A 25,438-nucleotide genomic window follows, 5' to 3' on the forward strand; every position below is an offset into this window, starting at 1 on the left:
TTTCATAGCGGCTTCTCCCGACCAGCCTCCAGGACAGGCATAAGACCGATTGTCTTGACCCGTTCACCACTGCCGACGCTGTAAACGCCGATGCCGTCGTCGATCGACAATTCGATCAGGCGGTAACCTTCCTCGTCGCGATCTGGCTCGAGAGCGAAATCCTCGGCATAGGTCCGGAAGTTGGCGATCGCCTTGTTATCGCCGTCGAGGACAATCAGTGGGCAAGGACCGTTGCCGCAATAGTAAAGGGAACGCGCTGTAATGACGGTTTCGTCGCCGCTCTTCAGGTCCACGTCAAATGCGAGAAACTCAGGCGGATCGACGCCCTCGGGAGGTGCCGATCGAGCATTCAGGACGCCATAGGCGGCGCGCTTCTCATCTTCCGTGGCAACGCGGGACTCGTAAACATCACCTAGTACCTGGGGCGAGTAGGACGTGCTGAACCATTTCCAAACACGACCGTCGTCGCCATGGATGGAGCGAATGCCATCCATGCCGACGTCTCCAATACCAACCGCATCGCCAAGGCCCCGCCAGACTTCAAGCCACATTGCGTCCGGCTCGCTGTAATAAAGAGCAACAACGCCGCAGTTTGGATCGCATTTGCGGTTGTCGCCGAGGCGCACCACCATCTGGTCATAGCTTTCGGTCGGCTCTTCCAGCCAGACGCGCTCGGCCTCGACCATGCGATAGAAGCGCCCATACATCTTGCGAGCGACCTGTGTCGCATCCGCATCCACATCGTTGAAGGTGATGTATGTGGTCGCTACATCCGTATCTTGCGCGACAGCTGCCGATGACGACAACAGAAGCGCCAGCGCCAAGTTTCGAAAACTCATGCTACTGCCTCCTTCACAATTTGATCTGCGAGATCGCGGATGACATCGCCTCTTTTGCCCTCGTCAACGGCAACGCCCCGATCTTCCAGCTCACCGAGCCGGCGTTCGATCGTTGCCTTTGCAGATCCGTCGGGAAAGCGGGCGGCCAGAATGGCGCGCGCGCGCTTCGAGCCGAGACGGTCATAGAGCATGGACCGCAAGGCCGTGTCCTCGGATGTGGTGGACAGCGCCCATAGCTCGATCGGGCCGAGCTCATTGATCAGATATTGGGTGTAAACACCGCTCTTCAGCGTCAGATAAGCCATGACCGGAGCGCCCTCGCCAGGGACGGGGCCATGGAGCGTTCGGAGGATCGATCGAGCAGAGGCTGAAAGATTGTAGGTTTCGGAGACCTCTGAAATCGCGCTTTCCGTAGGCACGTTGCAGAACCAAATATTGGTGACGAGCTTCTGGATGGCCTCATCGAAGTCATCCATCAGCTGCGATGCCAAGGCGATCTGGACACCCGCTTTCCGGCACACTCGAACGTCATTGATGACCTGCTGGCGAATACCAAGCCCACCAGTCATGTGGTACTCGTCAAAGCACAGTCGTTTGTGCATCTGACGGTTATTTTTCCAACGGCGCAGATGGTAGTCGATGTAGACTTGCGGTGCCTTCAGGCCCCGCAACTCGTCTTCGTCCAACCAGAAGTCAGAGGTGACGGCATGGTGGGCCAGCATATACATGATAGCGGTATGTCGTTTCGCTTGCGGCCCGACCGTCGCGGTCACGTCCGACAGATCAAAGGCTATGATGCGCGCGCCGGAGACATCGAAACGCGTCGGGCGAGCGAGGATGGGGAAATCCTTGGTCGCGGAGCTGACCATGCGCTGAAATGCTTTAAGTACCGGCTCCTGGGTCCGCGTCACCATTTCTCTGAATGGTTCTCGCACAGTCTCGGAATTCGATACCAAGATGAGATCGGACAGCGTCGGAACAGCAAAGCGCTGCGCCAGTGCAGCCTCATGCCGTCGACCGTTTTCCATCAGAATGTCGGTCACCTCCCACCAGGTCGAGGACTGGTCGGCGACATAGCCGACCTCACCGAGAGCGGCGTCGACTTCATAACTCTCCGATGGGACGTATTTCTTCGGCTCTCGGTCGTCCGAAAACCGCTCATAGGCTTCGTTAATGCAGCTTGCTGCCAGCGCGGAAATGCCGTCATAGGCCGATTCAGCCCCGTCCGGCGTGCATAGCAAGGTCACAAGATTGACGAGGTATCCGCGCTCGTGAGCCAGAGGAAACCGCAATGCGAGCTGGGTGTCGAACGGATTGACCGAATACTGTTCTTCCATCCGAAGCCGGTGATAGACGACCTCGTGACGCCGGTTCGCCGGCAGGCTGTCACGCAGGAGCGAAATCAATCCGGCCGAAGACGGGCCGACATCGATGATCGAAATGCGTGGCAACAATCCGCTACCATCATCTGACTGGCCACTTTGCGGTGACAACGCCACGCCAAGGTTCATCGAGTTCAGCAGGACCGACTTGCCGGAGCCCGGCGTTCCGACGATGACGTCGACCCACGACGTCTGCTTGGATGATCCCGGCTGATAGGGCCACAGCTTTCCGTCCGAAGTTCTGAACAGCACAGCACCATGGTCCCAGCATTTCGCCGGGCGCGAAATCGGGCTCATCGCCAGCGCGTGTGACAGGCTCGCCGCCATGGGCGGCGCGGTCGACGCGCAGTTCATCGCGAGCGCCGACGACATGACGTTCTCGACGGGATCGCCAATCAGCGCATCGGTTTGCGCTGATCCCCAGCGCTCGACCGCGCGCCGTAGATTGGCAACCTGTCTCATGAGCACGTCCTTGTGGGTTTTCGGAGCCCAGGCCGCAAAGGAGACACGGAAGCGAACGGCCGTATCGTCGATGCCGTCGGCTTCGCGCAACGTCGGCACGGTTTTCCTGAAAAATGAGTATGCCGCGACTTCAAGTGTTGGTGGCCAAAAGGTTGCTGCAATCGCTTCCGACAAAATCGACGATCAGACGGCTGATATTCTTCGCAGAAACGTGTTGTGGATGCGCCAGAACGGGATCAAGGGCGTTCCCTTTTTCATTTACAAGACACCCGAGGGCGGACAGTTCGCTTTTGGCAACCTCACTCAACAAGCGCTCGATACAGCGCTCACGATGGAGTGAGGCATGAGCGAGCAATCCTACGGCGCACTCGAAACCGTCATGAAGCGCACACAGACGTATCGGACGGCTTTCCGGGTGATGTCGGTAATCAGCTGTGCGCTTCTGGTCACAACCGTCGTTTCGGTGGGCGCAGCGGCCTATCTTGCCACCCATAGGCCCGAGCCCCGCTACTTTGCGACAACAACCAACGGCCAAATCTTGCCATTGGTGGCTTTGGATAAACCGCACCTCAATGCAAACGAAGTCGCCAACTTCGCCACCCAGGCCGTGACCGCCGCGCTGACCTACTCGTTCACCAACTATCGCGCCGACCTCACAGCCGTGCAGAAGTATTTCACGCAGCCCGCCGGATGGAACTCGTTCATCGACGCTCTCGACAAGAGCGGTCAGCTCGAAATGGTGAAGGAGCGCAGGCTGAATACCACGGCGGTTGCTCAAGACGCAGTGATCCTTTCACAGGGGCCAAATGCTCGTGGCGTCTATCAGTGGGTCGTGCAGATTCCGCTCCGCATCACCTATGAATCCGCAAGTGAAGTATCGGGGCAGGATCTTCTTGTGACAGTTACCATCAATCGGATGGAAACCTATCAGACCCCTGAAGCCGTCGCGATCAACCGCTTTATCGCAGCGCGTGGAGGCGCCTAATGACAATGCGTACTTCAGGCGCCCTTCTATGCGTTCTTCTGGCGACCACGACACCCGCTCGCGCGCAGGACGCGCCGAGCGGACTTGCCCAGGCGGCTGCACAAGGCACGCAGCGCGCCGAACAGATTAATCAGCAGCGCGCCGACCAGCAACAATACGAGCAGCCCGACAGCGAGTTTCCTGTCATTGGGTCCGACCACCTACTCAAGTCGCTGGATGAGTTGGATCGCCCGCTTTCGCCGGAAGAAATCACGGCTTACGGCGCTGCGGTTCAATCTCAAATGCCGATGGCCCCCGAGTTGATCCGCGACTACAAGCGGCGAGTGAATGAAAGCCAGAAAGCCGCAGCTCAACCCGCGGCTGGATTTCGGCCGAAGGCGATCTCTGATCAGGTTCAGGTTTCGCTTGAGGCATCCGCACAAACCACCGCTATCAAAACCTCGCCTGGAACGATCTCCAACCTTGCCTTCTTTGACCGCACCGGAAAGGCTTGGCCTATTGCCAGCTATGGCGTCGGTCGCCCCAATGCGTTTCAGGTCTATGCGATGCAGGAGGGGAGCAATCAGCTCATGATCACGCCGCTTCTCCCGCATGCCTTCACAAACCTGACCGTTTCTCTGGTCGGTGAGGACCGGCCATTAATTATCGACGTCGAAACAAACGAAAAGGTCACGCAATATCGGCGCGACTATCAGGTCGACGGTCTTGGCCCGAATGCGCATGTTTCCACGGCCGTCAGCGCTCCGCCGAGCCGCGCCTCCAACCAGGTCATGATGGCGTTCGTCCAAGGCGCCGGCATTCCACAAAATGCCACGAGGCTTTCCACGGACGAACCGTCCGTATCGGCATGGCGATACGGAAAGGATCTCTACATCCGCACGACCAGCACGCTGCTTTCACCATCCTGGACTGAAAGCCTGACCGGTCCTGGCTCGGTGCACGCCTACAAGCTCAAACCGACGCCCGTTGCACTGATCTCGTCCGATGGCTCTGTCAAGAAAGTGAGAATTTTCCAATGACCGATGCAGAAAACCGATCTGACGAGATCCACAACAACCCCGATACCAGCGAAACGCCCCAGGCCGCACCGGAAGTCGAGACTGAATCGCCCATGAACGATGAACGGCGTTCCACGATCGATCGGAGCGCGCAGCGCAACAATCGCATTGTCTACGGCGGTATTCTCGTGATCGCGGTCGGTCTTGGTTTCGTTCTGTGGCAGAGCTATTCGTCTTCGCCCGTTCCATCGTCGAGCGTTGCACGCCCACCGAATGTCGAGAGTACACCCGGCGGCGAACAGCAAGGAAGGTCGGAGCGCTACCAGAATACGCTCGATCAGTCGAACGAGCTCGGTGCCAAGACCGCTTTCGAAAACGACGAAAGCTTCATCGCGACACCTGACGAAGCCATGCGGTCGATCGACACGATTGGGCAGAGGAAAGATCCGCCGCCGGTCAAACGGCCCGTCGCGCCCGCCAATGTCATTGAGCGTCGCGTCCAGCCTGTTGAGTACCGAACCGCCGATCGGCGGCAGCCCCCCAAACCGCAGACTGACTATCGACGCATCGATCAGCTTGCGAGCGCCATGAGCGCGCAACAGCAAGGATTGCTTCAGTCCTGGCAGCCTGTGGCCTCACAGGCAACGGTTGTCATTGAACAGGACCTGTATACGCCGCCTGAACCGCTCGCAGCCAGCAATGGACAGGGCGGTGGCAATGGTTCTGCCCAGGCGTCCGGATCTTCGTCGGTTCAAACCTATGCGGTCGCCGGCGACACTGTCATGGCGCGTATCCAGAACGCTTCCGATTCCGATACGCCCGGACCGGTGATCGCCGAGATCATCAGTGGCCCCCTTGATGGCGCCCGCGCCATTGGCGCTTTTGAGGTGAACAAGACGCAGAGCGCGCTCGTCATCCAGTTCGATCGGATCGTGATGCCCGATGGCGCAAACTACGACACCAGCGCCTACGCGATCGATGCACAGCAGTCGACCATCGCCGTGAAAACTGACATCGACCGTCGTTATTTTCAGCGCTACGGCGGTAAACTGGCGGCCGCGTTCATATCCGGTCTGAGCGGCTCTCTGTCTCAACCGCAACAGCAATATGTCGGCATTTCCGACAATATTGGCTCCATCATCACCAACAAGCCGACGGTGAACGAAAGCATCTATGCCGGCTTCGCCGCAGCTGGCGACGCCATTTCCAGCGACCTCAACAACAACGCGCCGAACGGACCCCTGGTCAAGGTTCGGGCCGGTCAAATGATCGGCATCCTGTTCCTTGAAAATGTCGGAGTGGCGAACTGATGGCGGAAAGCAGCTTCAACATCTACGGCACGCCGGTTTACTGGCGGGAAACAGTGCGAACGCCGCGCCTGCTTATCTTCGATGCCCGCCTGATATTCTTCTTCCTGCTTTTGACATTGCACCTGCGGCTATGGACCTTCATCGCACTGGTCCTCGCGTGTTGCGGGTTCTGGCTCATCGAGCGCTATGGGTATGCTTTCCCGAATGCACTGAGGGCCATTCGCAGCCTTGTTGCTGGCCGCCAACACCCCGCCCTGCCCGGCTACAGATACCGCTCAATGATCGACTATGGCTTTGAGACGCGTGAGGTTCAGGGATGAGCATAGCTCGAGAAACCACCGCCAAAGCTCCCGTTTGCGCATGTGTGTTCTCGGAAGGCATTGCCGGCGGCAGCGCAATTTGCGCTGTGGGTGGCGACTATAGCCTGATCAACGCGAGACAGAACCAGTTGGCGGATGCCGCTGAATCTATTTTGGCTTCGGTGAAGTCAAACTCAGCGCGACAAAAAGGAGAGAAAAGTTGAGGTAGCCTCAGAACGACAAAGCCCCGCGCGGCTGCAACCGGCGGGGGCTTAGTGCTAAAAATAGCCAAGACGTTGATAGGCCCTTTTTAGCATTCACCCGACATCGTGGGCAAGAGGAAAAACGCAGTTTCTGCGCACGATACCCCTTTGCCTGCTTCCTGCTCGAAAGCAAGGAAAACGGAATGTTAAAATCATCGACCGGGTGGCGAAAACAGACACCCGAGCGCGCCTATTTTTCCGATCTCGCGGCCAAGGCCCCGATCGGAGACCATAGCCGCGCCGAAATCAGGCGGCTCCTGAACCGCATACGTCCCGTTCTGAAAACGAATACCACGCAGATGCTGCTCCTCAATATCCTGTTCGACGCCACCTATTACCAGGACTGGAAAAACGGATCTCAGCCGATCGTTTGGCTGTCCAACGAGGCCATGGCCCGCCAGCTCAATATCAGCGTCAACGCGACACGCGCCGCGCTACGGTCACTGACCGACATGGGCATCATCTCGCATTACGACAGCGCCAATTGCCGGCGATCCGGCCAGCGCGATCGTTCCGGCCGCATCGTTCATGCTCACGGCATCAGCCTCGCTTTGCTCGAAGCGCGGTTTGATGAGCTGACAGCGAAAGCCGACAGGTACGACCTGGACAATCAGCGCCGCCGCGTCCTCCGCAACGACATTACGTCACTGCGCCGCGATATCATGGCAACGCTCGAAATCGCCAAGGAGACGGTCAAGCCGTCGCGCTGGCATTCGATTGCCCAGCGCTTCGACCAGCTCAGGGCCTTTCTCGGAAAGATCGGCCGCGCCAGCGTCGAGCATCTGGAGCGGATGCACCGCGATTTCGAACGCCTTTGGAAGACGCTCAATGCCCTCGTCATGAGTGACTTGGACAAGAAAACTGACACCAAGGTGTCCCTGAGCGGACACCTATTAGAACCTACAACCCAACCTGAAAACGTATCTTGTAATGACGAATGGAGTTGCGCTGACGCGCAACGCTCTGGTTTTCACGCTGACAGCGCCTACGGCGCTGAAAGAATGGCTCTTGAAAATGAGCCTCGGCAAGCTGAGGGGCATGAGCAACCCGAAAAATCAGTGAAATCCGGCCGACGGATAGATCTGCGAACCGTGCTGACGGCATGCCCGATTATCACCGAGCTTTCCACCGAGCCGCTGCGAAGCTGGCGCGATCTCGACGCATACGCCGCTGAACTTCGCCCGATGCTCGGCGTGTCGGCCCATGCCTGGGCGGAAATGCGAACGGTCGCAGGGCAAGGGCTCGCTGCGCTCGCCCTTGCCATCACCGCCCAAAAACAAGCGGACGGCGAAGTCAGTTCGCCGGGCGGCTATCTTCGGGGAATGGCCAGGAAGGCGAAGGCCGGCGATTTGCATCTCGAAAAATCCCTGAACGGGCTGCTAGCTCGAAAATTGGCCGCGCAGCAGACGTGCGCGGCGCCGATCCAGTAGGAACTTAGGAGGCTGAAACGCTGACATGAAACGCATGCGATCCAAATTTTTGCTCGGTCTTGCCGGCGCCATCGCCATCATTGCCGCCATTCCGGAGGCCGGCAGCATTGCCCAATCGATCGGCGTCCCGAAATCGGTCCTTCGGGAGATCGGCCGGCAGGCTGAAAAATACGGCCGGCAAACAACGATCGTGACCAGCGCCGGCGAAATCAGCGTCTACGACGGGGACACCATCAAAATTGATGGTCAGCGTATGCGGTTGCTTGATATCGACACGCCCGAAATCTCAAAGCCGCGGTGCAGCTACGAGGAAAAGGTGGGGTATCAGGCCCGAGACAGATTGCGGGCGCTGATCGGTCAGGCCGGGACCGTCGAAATCATCGACAGCGGGACAACCGACAAATACGGTCGGAATTTGATCCATGTCGAGGTTGACGGAAGGGACGCTGGGCAAATTCTCGTCAGAGAGGGGCTTGCACTTCGATATCGGGGCGGGTCGGCCGCCTGGAACGAGCGGAAGCGCCATTGGTGCGGGTGATCTGTTTGTATATATGAAATCGATAGTGTCGAATGTGTACTTGGAGTAGAGGAATGTCCTGGAAGATCACCCTTATCATGCTTGGCGTTAGCATGTTTGCTCTTGGTAGTTCGGCCACTGGCGCCAGCGCCGCGCCGATCACAATCAAAGGCGTAAATCTGAAAATGTCGCTAGTTGACCAAGTCGCGGAATTTAACCGCAGAGGTTTGGTTTGCTATCAGGAGACCAACTCGCTCAATGCCCCGCTGCGAGTTCTTGACGGAGCATCATCTCCCGCAGATGAAAGAGTGATATGCATCGATGCGGGTGATTTCAAAACCCATCGTGCAGAAATTGAACAACTGTTACGGTCAGTTCCTGACTACTGCGAAAACGCGATAAGGACCGAAACCGAAGCATCGAATTGCCTAGATGCTCGGGGCGATCTGTTTCAGGCAACTAGCCCGTTGATGAAGGCGATTATTTCGCCTGATGGTCGTGTTTCTTTTGAGTGCGATTTTGTGAAAACGTGCATGTTCGACCTTGAACAAATTGTTCATGTTTTTCAGAGGCAAGTGCTCAATAAACCTTTTGAAACATTGCATTCCTATCCATTCAAGGCATGTGCCGCCGGCGATGACGGCGATGAAGTCTGTATCGGAGGCGATGGTGGTATACTTTTGCGTTGGTCAGCAGGAAGGGTAATGAATTTCAACTGACCAAGCATTGTCATCATGCGAAATCTTGGCCGTTCGGCCGATGGCCGACCGCGCTCTATGCCTGCGGCACGAAGCCGCCCAAAGGCCGTCTTCGCCCATGCGGGTCACGATCGCTCGTCCGGAAAGACTTTCAGTCTTTCGCTTCGTGCCGATTGCGGGAAGAGGTTCGACTAGATGCCGAGACCGCCAAGCGCAAAAAGCGCCGCGATATCCGACTCTCAAATAAATTCTGCGGGTGTTTCAATTGAATGGAAACCGGTTCGAAATCGGCACCTTCAGAAGGTCGTGATCGCTATGCCCTCCATCATTCAGACGGTAATGCTTGCGAACCAGATGCTCCAATGCATCCCGGCTGAGCCGGTCACCCCGGATCGAGGGGAACAGCGGTCCATCGCTCTCGCGCCGTTCGCCGATCCAGGTCTGGATAAGCTTGGCCGTGTCGCGGCGAAGAGGCGTACTGCGTTCTTTTCGGCCTTTGCCGATGCAACGGATATGGGCGCCGGTGCCAAGGATCACATCCTTGCAGCGCAGGTTGACCAATTCGGAAGCGCGTAAACCGGTTTGAAGTGCAAGCACCAGCAGGACATGATCCCGCCGCCCCGCCCACGTCGCCCGATCCGGCGCAGCCAGCAAAGCCGCGATCTCATCCGCGTCGAGGAACGTGACACTCCTCTTTACATACCGCTTGTTCGGCATCGAGAGTATCCGCTGGCAATGAAGAAGCCAGCTTGGCTCGGTTAATGCGACGTAGCGGAAGAATGAGCGGATGGCGGCAAGCCTTGTATTGCGGGTGCGCGCCGTATTACCGCGAACCGTCTCGACATGGACCAGGAAGTCGGCGACGAGATCGGCATCGAGGTCCCCAATTGTCAGCCTGGTGGGCGGCTTTTCACACCGTGCGCTTGCGTACCGGATCAACAGCCGGAACGTGTCGCGGTAGCCGGCAATGGTATTTTGGCTTGCCTCCATCTGGGTGCAGAGACGGTCAGTGAAGAAGCGCTGGATCAGCGCAGGGAAGTTACTCGTTTTCATCGGGTTTCCTCCTCCGCTACTGCGCCGGTTATTCGGGCCGAGGCCAGTTCCAGCAGTTCTGGTACCGCTTCCAGATACCAGTATGTGTGGGCGGGGTTCGCATGACCTAGCCATGTCGTCAGCTTGATCATCTCGCGGCCGACGTCTTTGCCTGATCTATACCAGCTCAGCATGGTCCGCACCGCGAAGGTATGACGAAGATCGTGGATGCGCGGGCGACGACCGTGCCGAAGATAAAGCTGCGATTCTCGCAGTCCGATCTGCTGGCAGACATGCGCGAAGTTGTAGCGTGCACTGCAGTCGCCAAATCGACGCCCTTCACAGTTCACGAAGAATGCCTCCGGCCTGCCCCCGAGCAGCCGGTCCCGCTCGCGACCATAGCTTTCCAGCCGTAGTACGACGCTTGGGTCCAGCGGCAGCAACCGTTCCTTGCCAAGCTTGCCTTGCCGGATGCGAAGCACGCCGGATTCTACATCAAGGTCGGCAGGGTCAAGAGCAAGAGCTTCGCTGATCCTAAGCCCGGTCACGGCGATCAGGCCGAACAGCGTCGAGCAGGTCAGCCCGCGAAGGCCGTAGACCGAAGGCAGCATTCGCGCATGCTCGATGATCGCAACGATTTCGGCATCGCTGTAGATATAGGGGTGAGAACGCTGAACGCGGCCTGGCACCAATCCCCGTGGTGGAGTTTCGTGCCTTGGGTCAATGCCGTGCAACCATTCGGCAAACTGGCGGGCGACCCTGAAGCGTGTCGCCCTTGTTCCGGCGCTGGCGGAAGGCAGGCTTTCGAGCCAGCGCATGACGAGGCTTGTGCTGACGTGTTGCGCCCCATCACGGTCGGCAAACGTGACGAAGCGGCGCAATATCCGTTCATCGGTGCTGAGATCGGCGCCGAGCTGCCGTCTGATGGTGAGGTATCGGTCCATTTCGGTGAGGAAGCTCATCGTGCCGCCTCCGCGACCGGCCAGGGCTGGGCAATGGAACGCAGACCCTCCGTGTCGAGCTTTGCGTAGATCATCTTCGTCGCCCGCGACCTATGTCGCAGCAGATCGCCGATCTCCTCCAGCGACGCCCCGGCACGGACCATGTTCGTTGCCAGGCTGTGGCGTAGAACATGTGATCCGACGTAGGGTGTTGGCGGCTTCACGCCCGTCGCCGCGAATGCCTCCTTCAATATGGCGTTGATGACCTGGCTGTCCTTGAACGGGCGATTGGGTGCTCGATGCGTCACGAACAGCGTGCGTGTGGTTGCGGAGGAGCGATCCTCACGTAGGTATTCGCTGATCGCTTCGCCGACGTCCGGCGGGATAGGCAGCCGATCATGTTGCTGGCCTTTCCCACGAACCATCAGTTCGCCGGCGCGCCAGTCGATGTCATCCAACTGGATTGCGATGATCTCCGGCGCATGCAGGCCGAGGCGCGCCATCAGCAACAGCATGGCGTAGTCACGGGTGCCGCGCCGTGGATTGCCGCGCACCGAGGTCACAACGGCCTCCACCTCCTCAGGCGACAGGTATCGAGGGAGCCTTGCGCCCCAGGATCTATGCACGCGAGGGACGCAGAGCGACAGGTTGGTCGTCGTGAGGCCCTGAGCGAACAGATACTGGAAGAAGCTGCGCAGATGCGTGGCCGGTGTCTTGTCGCGGAACGGCCGCTTGCGCGTCAAAAGATACTCCATGAACGCCACGATATCCTTGACGTTCAGCGCTGGTAGATCGAGCAGGTTCTCGCCGAAGCGATAATCAAGGAAGCGGTCCGCGAACCGGAGCACATGATAGATCGTGCGCGGGCTGAGACCCCGCTGCCGGACGAGATAGATTTCGAAGTTGCCCAGCAGTTCTGCGCGGTCGGCCTGCGCGGGCGTCAGAGGCGGTCGTGTCGCAACACCTATTTCAATCAGGTGCGTGACGAACAGCCTTGCGAGATTGGGGATCTTCACCTGGCTCTTCGGCGTGGCCGGCAATCTCTGCCCCAACTCGACGGCAAGGTCTGGCGTCAACGCCGACGGAGTGATGCCCTCGGCGTCGAGCAAGCGACCGAACCGCCGAAGCAGGCAACGATAGTTGTTCAGCGTGGTTGGCTTGTAGTTTTGGAATGAAAGACTTTTCTCGAACGATTCGAGATAGCAATCGAGGCAGGTAGTTTCCTTGGATATTTCCATTTCGTGTGCTCCATGTTCTTGGAACACTATCTTGGTGGAAAATCCGGGCTGTTTGACCAGCCCTGCGGCGGATTTCGACGAGACCCCGTGCGTCCTCGGCAATGAAGTTGTCCGCTTCGAACCCAAATCCGCATTCAGGCGGACCTCACTCCGAGTTCAGTCGCTATTTGTTTTCGTGAATAAGGCATCGTGATGATGCCAAGGCATCCCACGACCAATGCCACGCCGACCCATCCGAGGACTGGCAAGCGCTCGCCCACGATGATCACGGCCAGAACTGCGGCAATGACAGGCTCCAGCAGCGTAATTGTGGTTGCCATGCTAGATCGCACACGAGCAAGGCCATAGCCGAAACACAGATATCCTAGGAACATTGGCACGGTAGCCATATACATTCCGACTGCCGCATTTTCCCACGACGCGAGGAATGGCCCACCTGTCGCGACAAGCACTGGCATCAGCAGAAGGCCACCAAGTCCGAAGGTTGCACCCATCGCTACGGATGATCTCATGCCCCGGAGCATCATCCTGCGCGCGGTCCAGGAGTATAGGGCGTAGGTTAGCCCTCCGATAAGGCCTAGGGTCACACCAAGGGGGACGTTGTCCCCGCCGACCACCTCGCTATGCGACGCGCTTTCCGCCACACAGATGAAAGTCATGCCAATCAGTCCGACCAAGGCTCCGATGGCCCAGCGTGCTGTCAGATCTGTCCGATCCAAAACATATTCAATGAGAGCTGATAGCAGCGGCGCGGACCCGATGGTGATGACTGTTCCAATCGTCACTCCCGCCAACCTCATCGAGGCATAGAAGGCCAAAGGATAGGCTGCGACCGCAACCGCCCCGATCATGAGCAACCTGCGTTGATCCCATAATGCTGCGTGGGAACGGCTGATGCCGCGCAGGGCGATCAAGGCTTGCGCCATCCCACCAATCCCCATTGCTGCCGCGCCGATGGCTGCAGGGCTGACATCTGGCGCAAAGGTTGCAGCAGTCCCGGTTGTGCCCCAGACAACGGCTGCGAACAGGATCGCGACAACTCCCCCGACATATCCTTGCGTCATATCAAAGCGCCTTCAGCATGTCGGACACCATGGCCCGTGCCGATATGACCCTTGCACTGTTGCCCTCAAGCCCCGCCCGCGTCATAGCACCTTCCAGCAAGAAGGCGATGTGTGCTGCAAGGCTTGACACACGGTGAAAGTCATCCGGTACAATCTCGGAAAGATGTTGAGCGACGATGTTTTCTACCTGTTCCTTGTGCCGCCGAACGGCCTCGCGACCGGCATCGCCCGCCTCAAGTTCGGCCGCCGCATTTAACAGCCCACACCCGCGAAATCCACGCTCATAGGCGTGTTCAGCGTGATCCTGATAGGCGTCAAAGACGGCTAGGATGCGTTCTTTCGGATGGGATGCCGTAGCTTCTCGCGCAGCGTAAAGTGCCAGCCATTCCGCATGCCTCGCTTCGATATACTGGTTCACCAGATCAGCCTTCGAGGCGAAATTATTGTAAAGGCTCTTTTTCGCCACCCCCGCGCGTTCCACGATGGCGTCTATGCCGGTCCCGCCGATGCCATGATTGTAGAATAGGATCATCGCGGCCTGTATGAGGCGGTCGTGAGCACTGATTTTCGGTGTGGCGTCTGGCATGGTCATTAGTTGCTCCTAGAATATAGGTAGACCAGTATACCTACAAAACAGAGGTGGGCACAAGGGCAAAGTCCATGGTGGACGAATGTTGGGAATGTCCGCAGTGACTGACAGTCAGACTTCGAGAACGGTGCACTTAATCAGAACTTCTGAGTTCCTCGAAACGCTCTGATTATGCCGAACTGCTGCAAGGCAGAACGCAGGTGCGAAAGCCACCAAACCGGCCATGCGGCATAACCCGTCTTACGGCATAATGACCCTTATGCCGATATCGGCATAAGTCTCACGCTACCAGCCATGCAGGCCGGCTTGATCGGAATCAGAGGTTTTGCCGCAAAGCCGACCTCGCCTTCGAGGAGCTTTGTGCCGAAATCGGTTCCGCCATGCTTTGCGTTTCACTGGATCTGGTCCCCGACTTTTCACAATCGGCGGCCTATGTGGAGAGTTGGCTTCGATCACTGAAGAACGACAAGAAGTACATCTTCCGCGCCGCGAGCGAGGCCCAGAAAGCAGCGGACTATCTTCTGCAGGCGTCTTGCGAACAAACCACCCAACATGCGGCATGAGGTGCCCGAAAATCTTAGCAAATCAAACGGGCTTCGCCGCCGCGCGAAGCCCGTTTTTTTGTTGCGGCACCTGCCTCGAACAGGGGTTTCGCCAAAGTGGGGGCCTTGGCTGCGAAATGTCCGCAACAAGACTTATGCAACATATGAAAGAACAAAAAACAACCGAAACGTTGATTTTGCCAGCTGTGTCGGTTTCACTGATCGATAGAGCAAGAGTTCAGCGAAGCCCGGTTGCCGGGCTTCCAAAAGGAGAGAAAGTCTTTCCTCCCGGCCGATACCGGAGAACAGCAATGACCTCGAACGCCATCAAGATCATCCCCGTCAGGCAGCTCGCGCTCAGCCCGCTCAACGTTCGCAAGACCGAGGCCGGCGCAGCCGCCGACGCGGAACTGAAAGCCTCGATTAAGGCCGACGGCGGCATCAAGCAAAACCTGCTCGTCTATCCCGCAGGCAAGAACAAGTTCCTGGTTCATGGCGGCGGTCGTCGGCTGAAGCAGCTGCAGGTGCTGATCGACGAAGGCGCATTGCCGGCCGAAACGGCTGTACCCTGCAAGGTCGAGACCGAAAAGCAGGCTATCATCAGCTCGACCACGGAAAACGTCGTGCGTGCCAATATGCACCCCGCTGACCAGTATGAAGCCTTCGCGGCGATGATCGAAAAGGGCTTTAGGACCACCGAAATCGCCAATCAGTTCGGCGTGACCGAAAACCTCGTGCAGCGCCGCCTCAAACTGGCCGAGGTCGATCCGGTTCTTCTCACTGCTTTCCGCAACGACGAGCTCTCCCTGGACGCGCTGACGGCGTTCACGATCTGCAAGGACCGGAGCCGGCAGGTCGAGATCTTCGAGCAGCTCAAGTCTACCTATCACGGCATCAACGCCTATCAGGTTCGCCACCTGGCTACGGAGGACGAAGTGTCGGCGAGCGATAATGTCGCCCAATTTGTCGGCGTCGATGCTTACACGGCTGCCGGGGGAACGGTGCGCAGGGATCTGTTTTCCGAAGCTGACAACGTTGTTCTTGAAGATGTTGCATTGTTGCATCGTCTGGCGACCGAGGCATTGAACGCCGAGGCGGAGAAGCTGACGGGAAAGTGGAAATGGGTCGATGTGCATCTGTCGGTCACCTATGACCAGTATATGCGCTATGGTCGCGAATACCCGCTCCCCGTCGAGCCGGCCCCCGAGGATCAGGCCAAGCTCGATGCCTTGAACGGCGAGATCGAGGAGATGGAGGAGATCGGCGAGGAGGCTTGGACCGACGAGGTGCAGGCGCGCTGGGATCAACTCCATAACGATCTGGAGGCGCTATCCGCAGACGTGAAGCGGTCGGAATACACCGATGAACAGCGCGCCCGGGCAGGCTGCGTTGTGTCCATCGATCACCGCGGGGCGTTGAGGGTTGAGACCGGTCTGGTGCATCCGGACGACAAGCGGCAGCAGATTCGCTCCGGCGGCTCTGAAACGATGTCGGCCGAGGAAAAACGCAAGGAGGCCGGCGTGTCGAATTCGCTTTCGGCGGATCTGCGTGCGATCCGGCATCAGAACCTACAGGCCCACCTTGCCAGCGACTATCAAACTGCCTTCGACGCGATGCTCTATTCGATGATCGTCCGCCTGCCCATCGCCTATGCCGCCGCGCCGATCGATATCTCGATGCGTCAGGCGGAGGTCTTCAAGAGCCGTGAATATCTGGAGGATACGATCGCGGCTGCCATGCTTGAGGAAATCAAGAACACGCTCGACCTGTCGTGGATCTCGCTCGAAAGTCCGCAGGACTTCATCACGATGTCGGCTCTGCCGATGGAAAAGAAGCAGGCGCTGTTCGCCTGGGCGACGGCGCAGGCTGTTCAGCAGCAATTGGCCAACGATGACCATAGCTCGCCGGTTCTTGAGGAGATCGGCCGCCGTTGCAGCACTGATGTTGCAAATTGCTGGCGTCCGGACGCGAAAAACTACTGGTCGCGCGTCCCGAAAAAGCATGCCCTTTCCGTCGCCGCGGAAGTTATCGGTCAGAAGTGGGCCGATGAGCGCCGCGACTTCAAGAAAGACGCGCTCGCCGCCTCGATGGAAGCGGCTTTCCGGGAGGGCGCTGACGAACGGGTCGGCATCGATCCGGAAACGGCCAGGCGCACCGCGCGCTGGCTGCCCGACGGCATGGCCTTCGAAAGTTCTGATGAGCAGCCGCAGGGCGAGGTCGAAAACCCGAAGCCCGATGTGCTGCCGGCGTTCCTGAAAGCCGCCGCTGAATAGATCCCATCACCACCAGGTCTCCGGTGGACGGTCGCTCTCAAGTTAGAGGGCGGCCGTCTTTTCCGTGAACGGAAAACAAGAGCGAGAAAGTTGTTTTCTCCGCCGTTCGATACGGAGACAAAACCCATGCGAGCTTACAGACCGAAACGAGAAGACTTCATCCCCGAAGGTGCTGACGTGCGTTCCGATCCGGAATCCGATGCCGTCGCCTATCTGTTCGAAAACCGCGGCAGGCCCTGCGCCAAGCTGTTCGTCGACAAGCGCGCGCGCCCCGAGTGGCATTACTGGTTCAAAAGCCCGGAAGCGCGCGAGAAGCGGATCGAAGAAGGCTTCCAGGACCGCCGCAGGACGCTTGCGTGCAAAAAGCGCTATCGGCCGTCAAACGCCGGCATCGAGATTGGCCATATCTTCGTGGCGTCCTGGGGCTATGATCAGACAAACGTCGATTTCTGGCAGGTCACAAAGCTCATCGGCAAGTCCATGGCCGAGGTCCGACCGATCGGATCGATCGACGCGTCGAGCGAGAATGAGGCGCCGATGACCGAGCATGTCGTTCCGTATGCCGACCACTTTATCGGTCCTGCCCGTCGCGTCAGAATCTCCAACAGCGGTTTCAACCCGGAATCCTTCATTCATGCCCGTCTGTGGGATGGAAAGCCGTGCTACGCTTCGCACTACGCTTGAAATCTCACATCCGGCCTAGTATATGCTTCTGTATATACAAAATTCTGACAGGAGGTTATCATGCCCCAGCCCCAAGCGTCCGAAGCACGCGAAGCCAAGTTGTTTCGCAACAACAAGAGTCAGGCGGTTCGTATCCCGGCCGATTTCGAACTTCCGGGCGACCGTGTGCTGATACATCGGGAGGGAAGCCGACTTGTGATCGAACCTGCCCCCAACAAAAATCTTCTGAACATTCTGGCGCGACTGAAGCCGCTCGGCCCTGATGACCAGTTCCCCGACGTCGATGAGACCCTGCTGCCAGCAAGGGAAATCGACCTTTGAGCCGCCTTTACATGCTCGACACGAATATCGTGTCGGATCTCGCGCGTAATCCGGCCGGCGCCGTCGTCGGCCATATCGCTGATGTCGGGCAGGATATGATCTGCGTCAGCATTATCACCGCGGCTGAGCTATGCTATGGCTGCGAACGCAAGGGGTCTGCCAAGCTGACAGCCCAGGTCGAGGCCATTCTTGGCGGCATGCAAATACTCGCATTGGATGCGCCAGCACATGCCCGGTACGGCCGCATCAGAGCAGGCCTCGAAGCAGCCGGTACGCCCATCGGTCCAAATGATCTTCTGATTGCAGCCCATGCCTTGGCTGTCGATGCTGTTCTGGTGACAGCCAATACGCGCGAGTTTTTGCGAGTGCCCGGCCTCGAGGTTGAGAACTGGATAGCATGAGCTCAATCCCGGAAAATGCCAGATCGTTGCTGCTAAGCTCTTGAGGAGGCCTCGCAACCTTTCCTGAGCATACAGCCAAGGCCAGCCTGGCAGGCCAGCTCATCGGGTAGGCCCGGCGCGTCAGAATCTCCAACAGTGGCTTCAGCCCGGAATCCTTCATTCATGCCCGTCTGTGGTATGGAAAGCCGTGCTACGCATCGCACTATGCGTAGGTGTAATCTATCGGTTGACATATGTAATCAGATTGATTACGGTTCTGTCATGATAAAAGGCTTCGCCAACAAGCAACTCAAGGCGCTGTGGGAGACGGGAAAGTCGAAAATAGACGCCCGTCTTCACAAGCGAATCCTGCTGCGCCTCGATGCTTTGGACGCGGCTTCAAGGCCGGAGGATCTAAACATTCCCGGCTTCAATTTTCATAGCCTCACCGGTTTTAGCCCAACCCGCTATACGGTGCATGTCAATGGCCCCTGGTGCGTGACATTCGAGTTCGAGAATGGTGACGCCTATGTGGTCGACTTTGAACAATATCACTGAGAGGTGACGATTATGGCCCGCAATCCTGACCGCTGCCCGTCGCATCCGGGCGAATTGTTGCGTGAAACCGTTATCCCGGCCACGGGCAAGTCCATCAGCGAGATCGCCCGTCTTCTTGGCATATCGCGTCAGCAGCTCCATGCCATCCTGGCAGAGCGAAAACCGGTCAGCCCTGAAGTTGCTGTTCGACTTGGCAAACTGTTCGGTAATGGCGCCGGCCTCTGGCTGCGCATGCAGAGTGCCTATGATACCTGGCACGCCGAACGCACCGTCGACGTATCCAGCATTCCGACGCTCGATACGGCAGCATAGAAGTTGCCTTGCAAAAAGCGCCGCCTCGATGTTCGAGGACGGCGCTTTCGCCGTGCATCTGAACAAGGAGCACGGCATGTTTGAACTGCACCGCGAAACCCTCAATGACAAGACAATCCGGATCATCCCCGATCCCGATCCGATGAACCCGCGTGTCGAGTGCGACACGCTGGGCACGATGATCTGCTGGCATCCCCGCTATAACCTTGGAGACAAGCACAGCTATCGCAACAATCAGGAGCTGTTCATCGCTCTTGCCGGCTATGAAGATGAAGCACCTTTCGATCTGGAAGCGATCGAAAAACGCGCTCTGCGAAACGCGATCATCCTGCCGCTGTACCTCTATGACCATAGCGGCCTAACGATGAACACCAATGGATTTTCCTGCCCGTGGGACAGCGGTCAGGTCGGATACGTTTTCGTCACACTCGAAGACGCCAGGACTGAATTCAGCGCCAAGCGGCTATCCTCCAAAATGCGCGAGCGCGCGATCGACATTTTGCGGGCGGAAGTGGATGTTTACGACGCCTATCTTCGTGGAGACTATTGCGGTTTTGAGATCATGGGCGACGACGATGAAGTCATCGATTCATGCTGGGGCTTTTCAACAATGGCTGACTGCCTGACGGAAGCGCGTAGCGTTCTCGCCGCATAGGCATCTATCAATCGAAAATCAAAAGCCGTCCGAACAACCGGGCGGCTTTTTCTATGTTGCGGTTCGCCTTCGAAGCCAAAAGCAAGAGGGGGACCGGGAAGGTTTGAACCTTCCCAGGACAGAGAAAGGGGAGGTCTCAACCGTCAACCAAGCCGGAGATCCCCATGACCATCGTCGAAGCCTTTACGACCGGAACCCCCGTCACCGATGATCCCGCCGCCATTTTGAACGCAGGAAGGGTCTTGTTGCCAATCCTCGAAAGCGGGACCAGCATCTCGTCATCTGCGTTGCGTGATGCCATGGAACGAGCCTCAGGTGGTTCCGATACAGACGGAACCTGGCTGTGGAAGCACGCCTACGAAGCTGCCGAATGCGCCCAGGTTCTGTTCCTGCAAAAGTACGGCGCCACCATGCGCAAGCAGGCGAAGACGCCGCAGCAACTGGTGACGATGATCGAGACCATCGCCAGCCTGTCGCCGAGCCAGACGAAGCGCTCCGATGAATCTCAGGCCCTTCAACAATTTTCCACTCCCCTGCCCATAGCATTCGCCGCCGCGCACGCGGCGGCGATCACCGCCGACGACCATGTTCTCGAACCATCGGCCGGCACGGGACTTTTGGCTGCTTTCGCCGCCATAGCCGGCGCAGACCTGCATCTCAACGAGATTTCGCAAACGCGCGCAGCCTTGCTGACTGAGCTGTTCGCCGGATCAGACGTTACCCGCCATGATGCCGGCACAATCCATGACCGGCTCAACCCGTCGGTCGATCCGTCGGTCATTCTCATGAACCCGCCATTTTCGGCCGCCCCGGGCGTCACTCGCCGTTACAGGGCCGCGACCGCGCATCATTTGCGCTCTGCCCTCGCCCGACTTCGCCCTGGCGGCCGCCTTGTGTTGATTTCCGGCGCTTCCTTTACGGCGCAGTCGCATTCGTGGCGCTCGTTCTTCAACGACCTGCAGCAAACGGCTTCAGTTGTCTTCACCGCTTCGATTTCGGGCAAAGCCTATGCCCGGCATGGCACGACCGTCGAGACGCGCCTGACCGTGTTCGACAAGGTGCCGCAGACGGTCGAGCCGCTAGCGTTTGCGCGCTGCGAAACCGCGGGCGAGCTGCTGGACCTTGTGGTTGAGCACTGCCCTGCCCGACTGGCAACGACGACTTCCTCGACAACGCCGCACCCGGCTCCGGCCGCCCCGGCATTGGCACAGATCCGCGCCAAGGCACGCGCGACCGTTAAAACCTCGACAGCGCATCCCCTGGACAACGCCGAGATCTGCGACGTCGCCTATCAGGCCCGCGACGACATCAGCGCTGGCGGTCAGGGCTCCGATGAAATCTATGAGCCCTACGAGGTTCAGACGATCGCGATCGATCACGCCAAGCCGCATCCTGGCGAACTGGTTCAGTCGGCCGCCATGGCGTCCGTACAGGCCCCGCTTCCTTCTTATCGGCCCCGCCTTCCAGCGCAGCTGATAGCCGATGGCGTCTTGTCAGCCCCTCAGCTCGAAACCGTGATCTATGCCGGCGAGGCCCATGAGACGTTTCTGAAAGGCACTTACGATGTGGTCGACGACTTTGCGTCGATCCAGCCGGCAAAGGTTGAAGCCAGCGCGTTTTCGGTCGAAGCGCTGCCGGAGGACGCCTCGAAGACCGTCCTGAAAAGCGCACGGTTCCGGCGCGGTTTCTTTCTCGGTGATGGGACCGGTTGCGGCAAGGGTCGACAGGTCGCGGCCGTCATTCTCGACAACTGGTTGAAGGGGCGCCGTAAGGCGCTGTGGATCTCGCGCAGCGACAAGCTCATCGAGGATGCCCGGCGTGACTGGCAGGCGCTCGGCGGCGTGGCCGCCGATATCATTCCGATTTCAAGTTTTCCGCAAGGACGGTCGATCCCTGATCAGCCGGGTATTCTGTTCGTGACCTATGCCACGCTTCGCAGCCAGGCCAGGCAGGACAAGAAAAGCCGCCTTGCGCAGATCCTCGACTGGATCGGTCATGACTTCGACGGTGTGATCGCGTTCGATGAAGCCCATGCAATGGCCAATGCCGTCAGCGCCAAAGGCGAGCGCGGCGAACGCAAGCCATCGGAGCAGGGTCGCGTTGGGCTTCTCCTGCAGAATGCCGTTCCGAGCGCGCGCGTGCTCTATGTGTCGGCGACCGGAGCCACAACGGTCAGCAATTTGGCCTATGCCTCACGGCTCGGCCTTTGGCAGACCGGCGACTTTCCGTTCAGCACGCGGGCCGATTTCATCGCCTCCATGGAAGACGGCGGGATCGCCGCCATGGAGGTGATTTCACGCGACCTGAAGGCGCTTGGCCTCTATACGGCTCGCCTGCTTTCGTTCAAGGATGTCGAGTATGAGATGCTCGTACATGAGCTGACCGAGGCACAGACCGAGATCTATGACGCCTATGCCAACGCGTATCAGATCATTCACCAGAACCTTGAGAAGGCGCTGGAAGCCGTCGGTATCACGGCGGACGGAGCAACGCTTAATCCGCGCGCCAAAAGCGCCGCGCGATCGGCGTTCGAGGGCAACAAACAGCGGTTCTTCAACCATCTGATCACCGCGATGAAATGCCCTTCGGTGTTGCGGGCGATCCAGGCGGACATCGATGATGGTCATGCGCCCGTCGTCCAGATCGTCTCGACCGGCGAGGCGCTGATGGAGCGCCGTATCGCGGAAATCCCGCCATCGGAGTGGAACGACCTCAATGTAGACGTGACGCCCCGCGAATATGTGCTGGACTATCTCAACAGCTCCTTTCCGACCCAGCTATTCGAAGCCTTCGAGGACGAGAACGGGGAACTGCGCTCCCGCCCGGTTCACGATGCAAACGGCAATCCGGTTGTCAGCCGGGAAGCGCTCGAAGCGCGTGATGAGCTCATCGAGCATCTTGGCGCCTTGCCTCCCGTTCAGTCGGCGCTTGACCAGATCATTTGCCATTTCGGGACCGAACAGGTGGCCGAAATCACCGGCCGCTCGCGCCGGATCGTCAAGACGCGCGACGGGCGCATGAAACTGGAGCGCCGTCCGGCATCGTCGAACTACTCCGAAACCGATGCGTTCATGGGCGACAGCAAGAAAATACTGGCATTCTCGGACGCCGGCGGGACCGGCCGTTCATATCATGCCGATCTTGCAGCGACGAATAGGCGCAAGCGTGTCCATTATCTGCTTGAAGCCGGATGGCGCGCGGATGCGGCCATTCAGGGGCTTGGACGCACGCACAGGACCAATCAGGCGCAACCGCCCTTGTTCCGCCCCTGTGCGACCAATGTGAAAGGCGAGAAGCGGTTCCTGTCCACGATCGCACGTCGCCTCGACAGTCTTGGCGCCATCACCAAAGGTCAGCGCCAGACTGGCGGTCAAAATATGTTCCGACCGGAAGACAATCTGGAGAGCGACTACGCCCGCGCTGCATTGCGCCGGTTCTTCAGCCAGCTCTATGCTGGCAAGATTCCGTCGTGCTCGCTGACGAAGTTCGAGGAGGTGACCGGTCTGGCGCTGACCGATCATGACGGGTCGCTACGCGAAACCCTGCCCCCGATCAGCCAGTTTCTCAACCGCTGCCTGGCGCTCACGATTGCCATGCAGAACACGGTGTTTGAAGCATTCACCCAAATCCTCGACGGGATCGTCGAAGAGGCGATTGAGGCTGGCACCTATGAGGTCGGCCTTGAGACGCTCACGGGTGAACGCTTCACCGTCAAAAAGCGCGTGCCGATCTACGAACACGGTCACAGCAAGACCGAGATCCTGACGATCGAGAGGCTGACCCGCAACAAACCGATGTCGCTCGACGATGCGCGCCGGTTTCTGGAGCGTCAGCCTGACGCCCAAGCCTATCTCGACAAGAAGACCGGCGACGCTGCCATTGTTATCCCATCGGCGACCTGGTTCACCGAAGCGGGCGATCCGATCCGGCGCGTGCAGTTGATCCAGCCGATGTTTAAAAAGGCGATGCACCGATCGACGCTGGCGGATTCCAGCTGGAAGCCGATCGATCGCGTTGCGTTCGAAAGGGCATGGGCAACCAAGGTTGAGACCATCCCCCAATTCGACACATCGACGATCACGATTGTCGCCGGCCTTCTGCTGCCGATCTGGCAGCACCTTCCACAGTCCAACACGCAGGTCTACCGCCTCACTGCCGAGGACGGAGAGCGTATCCTGGGCCGCATGCTGACCCATATCGATGCGGTCAATTTCGCGGCTCAGCTTGGCGTTTTGGATGCCATCAAGCTTGATCCCGAGGAGGTGCTGAAAGCCCTCCTCATTGGCAATGCCCAATTCACATTGTCCAATAAAATCAAGCTTCGGCGGTCGAAAGTGATGGATCGCCACCGCATCGAGATGCTAGACTTCAAACCGAGGGATTTGAAAGCTTTCAAGGCGCTTGGCTGCTACACGGAGACCATCGCATGGAAGACACGCCTTTTCGTTCCGGACGACGAAAGCGTTCTCGCAAAAGTGCTGGAAGGCACGAAAATCGTCGCAGTCAGGGAGAGGTGGACATGATTTCTGCCTCCCAACTTTCCGATCAGCTCGCTGCGCGAACCGAACAGTTCTGCCGGACCTATCTGCCCGCCGGTCGGCGGGCGGGCAACTATTGGCAGGTGGGGAACAAGTACGGTGACCCCGGTAGATCCATGGCCGTGCGTCTTCAAGACGCCGGCACGCGCAGGGCTGGCAAGTGGGCCGATCGTGCGACCCATGAATATGGTGATCTTCTCGATCTGCTGGAGAGTATCGTCGGGACAGGCAGTTTTTCCGAAACCTGCAAGGAAGCACGCCGTTTCCTGAATCTGCCGGAAGTGTCGGCTGATCTTGGGCGAGCCGGGAACGATCAAGAGAAGCCACCCTCCAATTTCGATCAGGTCGAATCCGGCCGAAAGCTCTTCTCCTACGGCAAACTGTTCAAGGATACGCCCGTAGAGCGCTATCTGCGCGGGCGAGATATCAGCCGCTTCGGGCCAGCCCTCAAGTATCATCCCCGCGTTTTCTTCCGCGATGAGGACGGTCAGTCCCGGCAGTTGCCTGCCATGCTGGCGGCCGTGACGGATAATGACGGCGTGGTCATGGCATGTGCGCGGACCTGGCTCGATCTGAAAAACAACTCTGTCGCGCGCATCGCCGAACCCAAGCGGGTTTCGGGCCAGCTCTACGGCAACGCCGTGCGGTTTCACTCAAGCAAGGCGGGCGGTGACATCATCGCCGGAGAAGGCATTGAAACAGTGCTGTCCATCGGCTCGGTGTATCCGGGCGCGGAGCTGGCAGCCTGTCTGACGGCAACGCATCTGTCTCTGTTCGATCCGCCATCGAGCTGCACGCGGCTGTTCATCGGCCGCGACAACGATGATGCCGGCGAACTGGCAAACCGCCAGTTGCGCAGCCGGGCCGAAGAACGAGGCATCGAGGTGGTCGATCTTGTGCCGACGCTCGACGACTTCAACGACGATCTGCGGAAGTTCGGCAGGCAGATCCTGCGGGAAAACCTCAACCGGCAGATCATGGCGGCGATCACCAGGCCGGTACCATGGGCCAGTCTGCGCATGCCATAACGGTTGGCCGGCGTGCGGTCTCGCCTGACAAGTCGTTTTCCGTAGCGGCTTGTATGGCTTTGGCGATGAACCGAAAGCCGACCGCAAAGGCGGCTGGCAG

23 protein-coding genes and 2 pseudogenes are annotated in these 25,438 nt (G+C 58.6%); 18 read left to right on the forward strand and 7 right to left on the reverse strand.

The genetic code is table 11. The features are described from left to right. Positions 1–2: 2 nt before the first annotated feature. Together JS578_12950 and JS578_12955 are read right to left on the reverse strand one after the other, a co-directional pair. Entirely contained in the window at positions 3–839 is an 837-nt protein-coding gene (locus tag JS578_12950; GenBank protein ID QRX65135.1) for a hypothetical protein, read from the reverse strand. Further along, on the reverse strand, positions 836–2,773 hold the full coding sequence (locus tag JS578_12955) for a hypothetical protein (protein ID QRX65136.1): 1,938 nt from the start codon (positions 2,771–2,773) through the stop codon (positions 836–838). The genes JS578_12950 and JS578_12955 overlap by 4 nt, the downstream gene beginning before the upstream one ends. On the opposite strand from JS578_12955, the gene JS578_12960 reads away from it, so the two are divergent. The 8 genes from JS578_12960 to JS578_12995 all read left to right on the forward strand — a co-directional run bounded on the left by JS578_12960 (position 2,754) and on the right by JS578_12995 (position 9,204). Next, positions 2,754–3,023 carry a hypothetical protein gene (locus tag JS578_12960; protein QRX65137.1) on the forward strand — a complete coding sequence of 90 codons (270 nt, stop codon included), beginning with the start codon at positions 2,754–2,756 and terminating at the stop codon, positions 3,021–3,023. The two genes, JS578_12955 and JS578_12960, sit on opposite strands and share 20 nt — an antisense overlap. Before the next feature lie 3 nt (positions 3,024–3,026). After that, positions 3,027–3,668: a type IVB secretion system apparatus protein IcmL/DotI gene (locus tag JS578_12965; GenBank protein QRX65138.1), complete on the forward strand. Its 642-nt coding sequence runs from the start codon at positions 3,027–3,029 to the stop codon at positions 3,666–3,668. Positions 3,669–3,955: 287 nt separating this feature from the next. Then, entirely contained in the window at positions 3,956–4,687 is a 732-nt protein-coding gene (locus JS578_12970) for a hypothetical protein (GenBank protein QRX65169.1), read from the forward strand. Then, entirely contained in the window at positions 4,684–5,976 is a 1,293-nt protein-coding gene (locus JS578_12975) for a DotG/IcmE/VirB10 family protein (GenBank protein ID QRX65139.1), read from the forward strand. Before JS578_12970 ends, JS578_12975 begins: the two co-directional genes overlap by 4 nt. Beyond that, a complete protein-coding gene (gene icmT, locus JS578_12980) occupies positions 5,976–6,296 on the forward strand; it encodes an IcmT/TraK family protein (GenBank protein ID QRX65140.1) in 321 nt (106 codons plus the stop codon). Before JS578_12975 ends, icmT begins: the two co-directional genes overlap by 1 nt. A gap of 385 nt (positions 6,297–6,681) precedes the next feature. Continuing rightward, on the forward strand, positions 6,682–7,968 hold the full coding sequence (locus tag JS578_12985) for a hypothetical protein (GenBank protein ID QRX65141.1): 1,287 nt from the start codon (positions 6,682–6,684) through the stop codon (positions 7,966–7,968). A gap of 253 nt (positions 7,969–8,221) precedes the next feature. Then, positions 8,222–8,506, forward strand: coding sequence for a thermonuclease family protein (locus JS578_12990; GenBank protein QRX65170.1), 285 nt, complete (start codon positions 8,222–8,224; stop codon positions 8,504–8,506). Between the two features lie 53 nt (positions 8,507–8,559). Next, a complete protein-coding gene (locus tag JS578_12995; GenBank protein QRX65142.1) occupies positions 8,560–9,204 on the forward strand; it encodes a hypothetical protein in 645 nt (214 codons plus the stop codon). A gap of 318 nt (positions 9,205–9,522) precedes the next feature. Here JS578_12995 and JS578_13000 read toward each other — a convergent pair. The 5 genes and pseudogenes from JS578_13000 to JS578_13020 form a co-directional block, all read right to left on the reverse strand. Continuing rightward, positions 9,523–10,236, reverse strand: a pseudogene (locus JS578_13000) (tyrosine-type recombinase/integrase). Further along, positions 10,233–11,177 (reverse strand): tyrosine-type recombinase/integrase, encoded by a 945-nt coding sequence (locus JS578_13005; protein ID QRX65143.1) that lies wholly within the window; start codon positions 11,175–11,177, stop codon positions 10,233–10,235. Before JS578_13005 ends, JS578_13000 begins: the two are co-directional and overlap by 4 nt. Further along, positions 11,174–12,394 carry a tyrosine-type recombinase/integrase gene (locus JS578_13010; protein ID QRX65144.1) on the reverse strand — a complete coding sequence of 407 codons (1,221 nt, stop codon included), beginning with the start codon at positions 12,392–12,394 and terminating at the stop codon, positions 11,174–11,176. The genes JS578_13005 and JS578_13010 overlap by 4 nt, the downstream gene beginning before the upstream one ends. Before the next feature lie 134 nt (positions 12,395–12,528). Then, positions 12,529–13,458: an EamA family transporter gene (locus tag JS578_13015; protein ID QRX65145.1), complete on the reverse strand. Its 930-nt coding sequence runs from the start codon at positions 13,456–13,458 to the stop codon at positions 12,529–12,531. A 1-nt stretch (position 13,459) separates the two neighbouring features. Next, positions 13,460–14,050, reverse strand: coding sequence for a TetR/AcrR family transcriptional regulator (locus JS578_13020; GenBank protein QRX65146.1), 591 nt, complete (start codon positions 14,048–14,050; stop codon positions 13,460–13,462). A gap of 278 nt (positions 14,051–14,328) precedes the next feature. On the opposite strand from JS578_13020, the pseudogene JS578_13025 reads away from it, so the two are divergent. The 10 genes and pseudogenes from JS578_13025 (at position 14,329) to JS578_13070 (ending at position 25,338) form a co-directional block, all read left to right on the forward strand. Beyond that, a pseudogene (locus tag JS578_13025) lies at positions 14,329–14,610 on the forward strand (hypothetical protein). Between the two features lie 143 nt (positions 14,611–14,753). After that, on the forward strand, positions 14,754–16,862 hold the full coding sequence (locus JS578_13030; protein ID QRX65147.1) for a ParB N-terminal domain-containing protein: 2,109 nt from the start codon (positions 14,754–14,756) through the stop codon (positions 16,860–16,862). Between the two features lie 126 nt (positions 16,863–16,988). Further along, complete coding sequence (locus tag JS578_13035) at positions 16,989–17,546, forward strand: hypothetical protein (GenBank protein ID QRX65148.1); 558 nt, start codon at positions 16,989–16,991, stop codon at positions 17,544–17,546. 60 nt (positions 17,547–17,606) lie between these two features. Then, entirely contained in the window at positions 17,607–17,867 is a 261-nt protein-coding gene (locus JS578_13040; GenBank protein ID QRX65149.1) for an AbrB/MazE/SpoVT family DNA-binding domain-containing protein, read from the forward strand. Continuing rightward, positions 17,864–18,268: a type II toxin-antitoxin system VapC family toxin gene (locus JS578_13045; protein ID QRX65150.1), complete on the forward strand. Its 405-nt coding sequence runs from the start codon at positions 17,864–17,866 to the stop codon at positions 18,266–18,268. The genes JS578_13040 and JS578_13045 overlap by 4 nt, the downstream gene beginning before the upstream one ends. Before the next feature lie 261 nt (positions 18,269–18,529). Continuing rightward, positions 18,530–18,805, forward strand: a complete 276-nt coding sequence (locus JS578_13050; GenBank protein ID QRX65151.1) for a type II toxin-antitoxin system RelE/ParE family toxin — start codon at positions 18,530–18,532, stop codon at positions 18,803–18,805. 12 nt (positions 18,806–18,817) lie between these two features. After that, positions 18,818–19,117, forward strand: a complete 300-nt coding sequence (locus JS578_13055) for a HigA family addiction module antidote protein (GenBank protein ID QRX65152.1) — start codon at positions 18,818–18,820, stop codon at positions 19,115–19,117. A 76-nt stretch (positions 19,118–19,193) separates the two neighbouring features. After that, positions 19,194–19,772, forward strand: a complete 579-nt coding sequence (locus JS578_13060) for a hypothetical protein (GenBank protein QRX65171.1) — start codon at positions 19,194–19,196, stop codon at positions 19,770–19,772. Positions 19,773–20,071: 299 nt separating this feature from the next. Beyond that, positions 20,072–24,295: a strawberry notch family protein gene (locus tag JS578_13065; protein ID QRX65172.1), complete on the forward strand. Its 4,224-nt coding sequence runs from the start codon at positions 20,072–20,074 to the stop codon at positions 24,293–24,295. Then, positions 24,292–25,338, forward strand: coding sequence for a toprim domain-containing protein (locus JS578_13070; GenBank protein QRX65153.1), 1,047 nt, complete (start codon positions 24,292–24,294; stop codon positions 25,336–25,338). The genes JS578_13065 and JS578_13070 overlap by 4 nt, the downstream gene beginning before the upstream one ends. Positions 25,339–25,438 lie beyond the last annotated feature (100 nt).

The organism is Dysgonomonadaceae bacterium zrk40, assembly GCA_016916535.1.
Classification (GTDB): Bacteria; Bacteroidota; Bacteroidia; order Bacteroidales; family Dysgonomonadaceae; genus Proteiniphilum.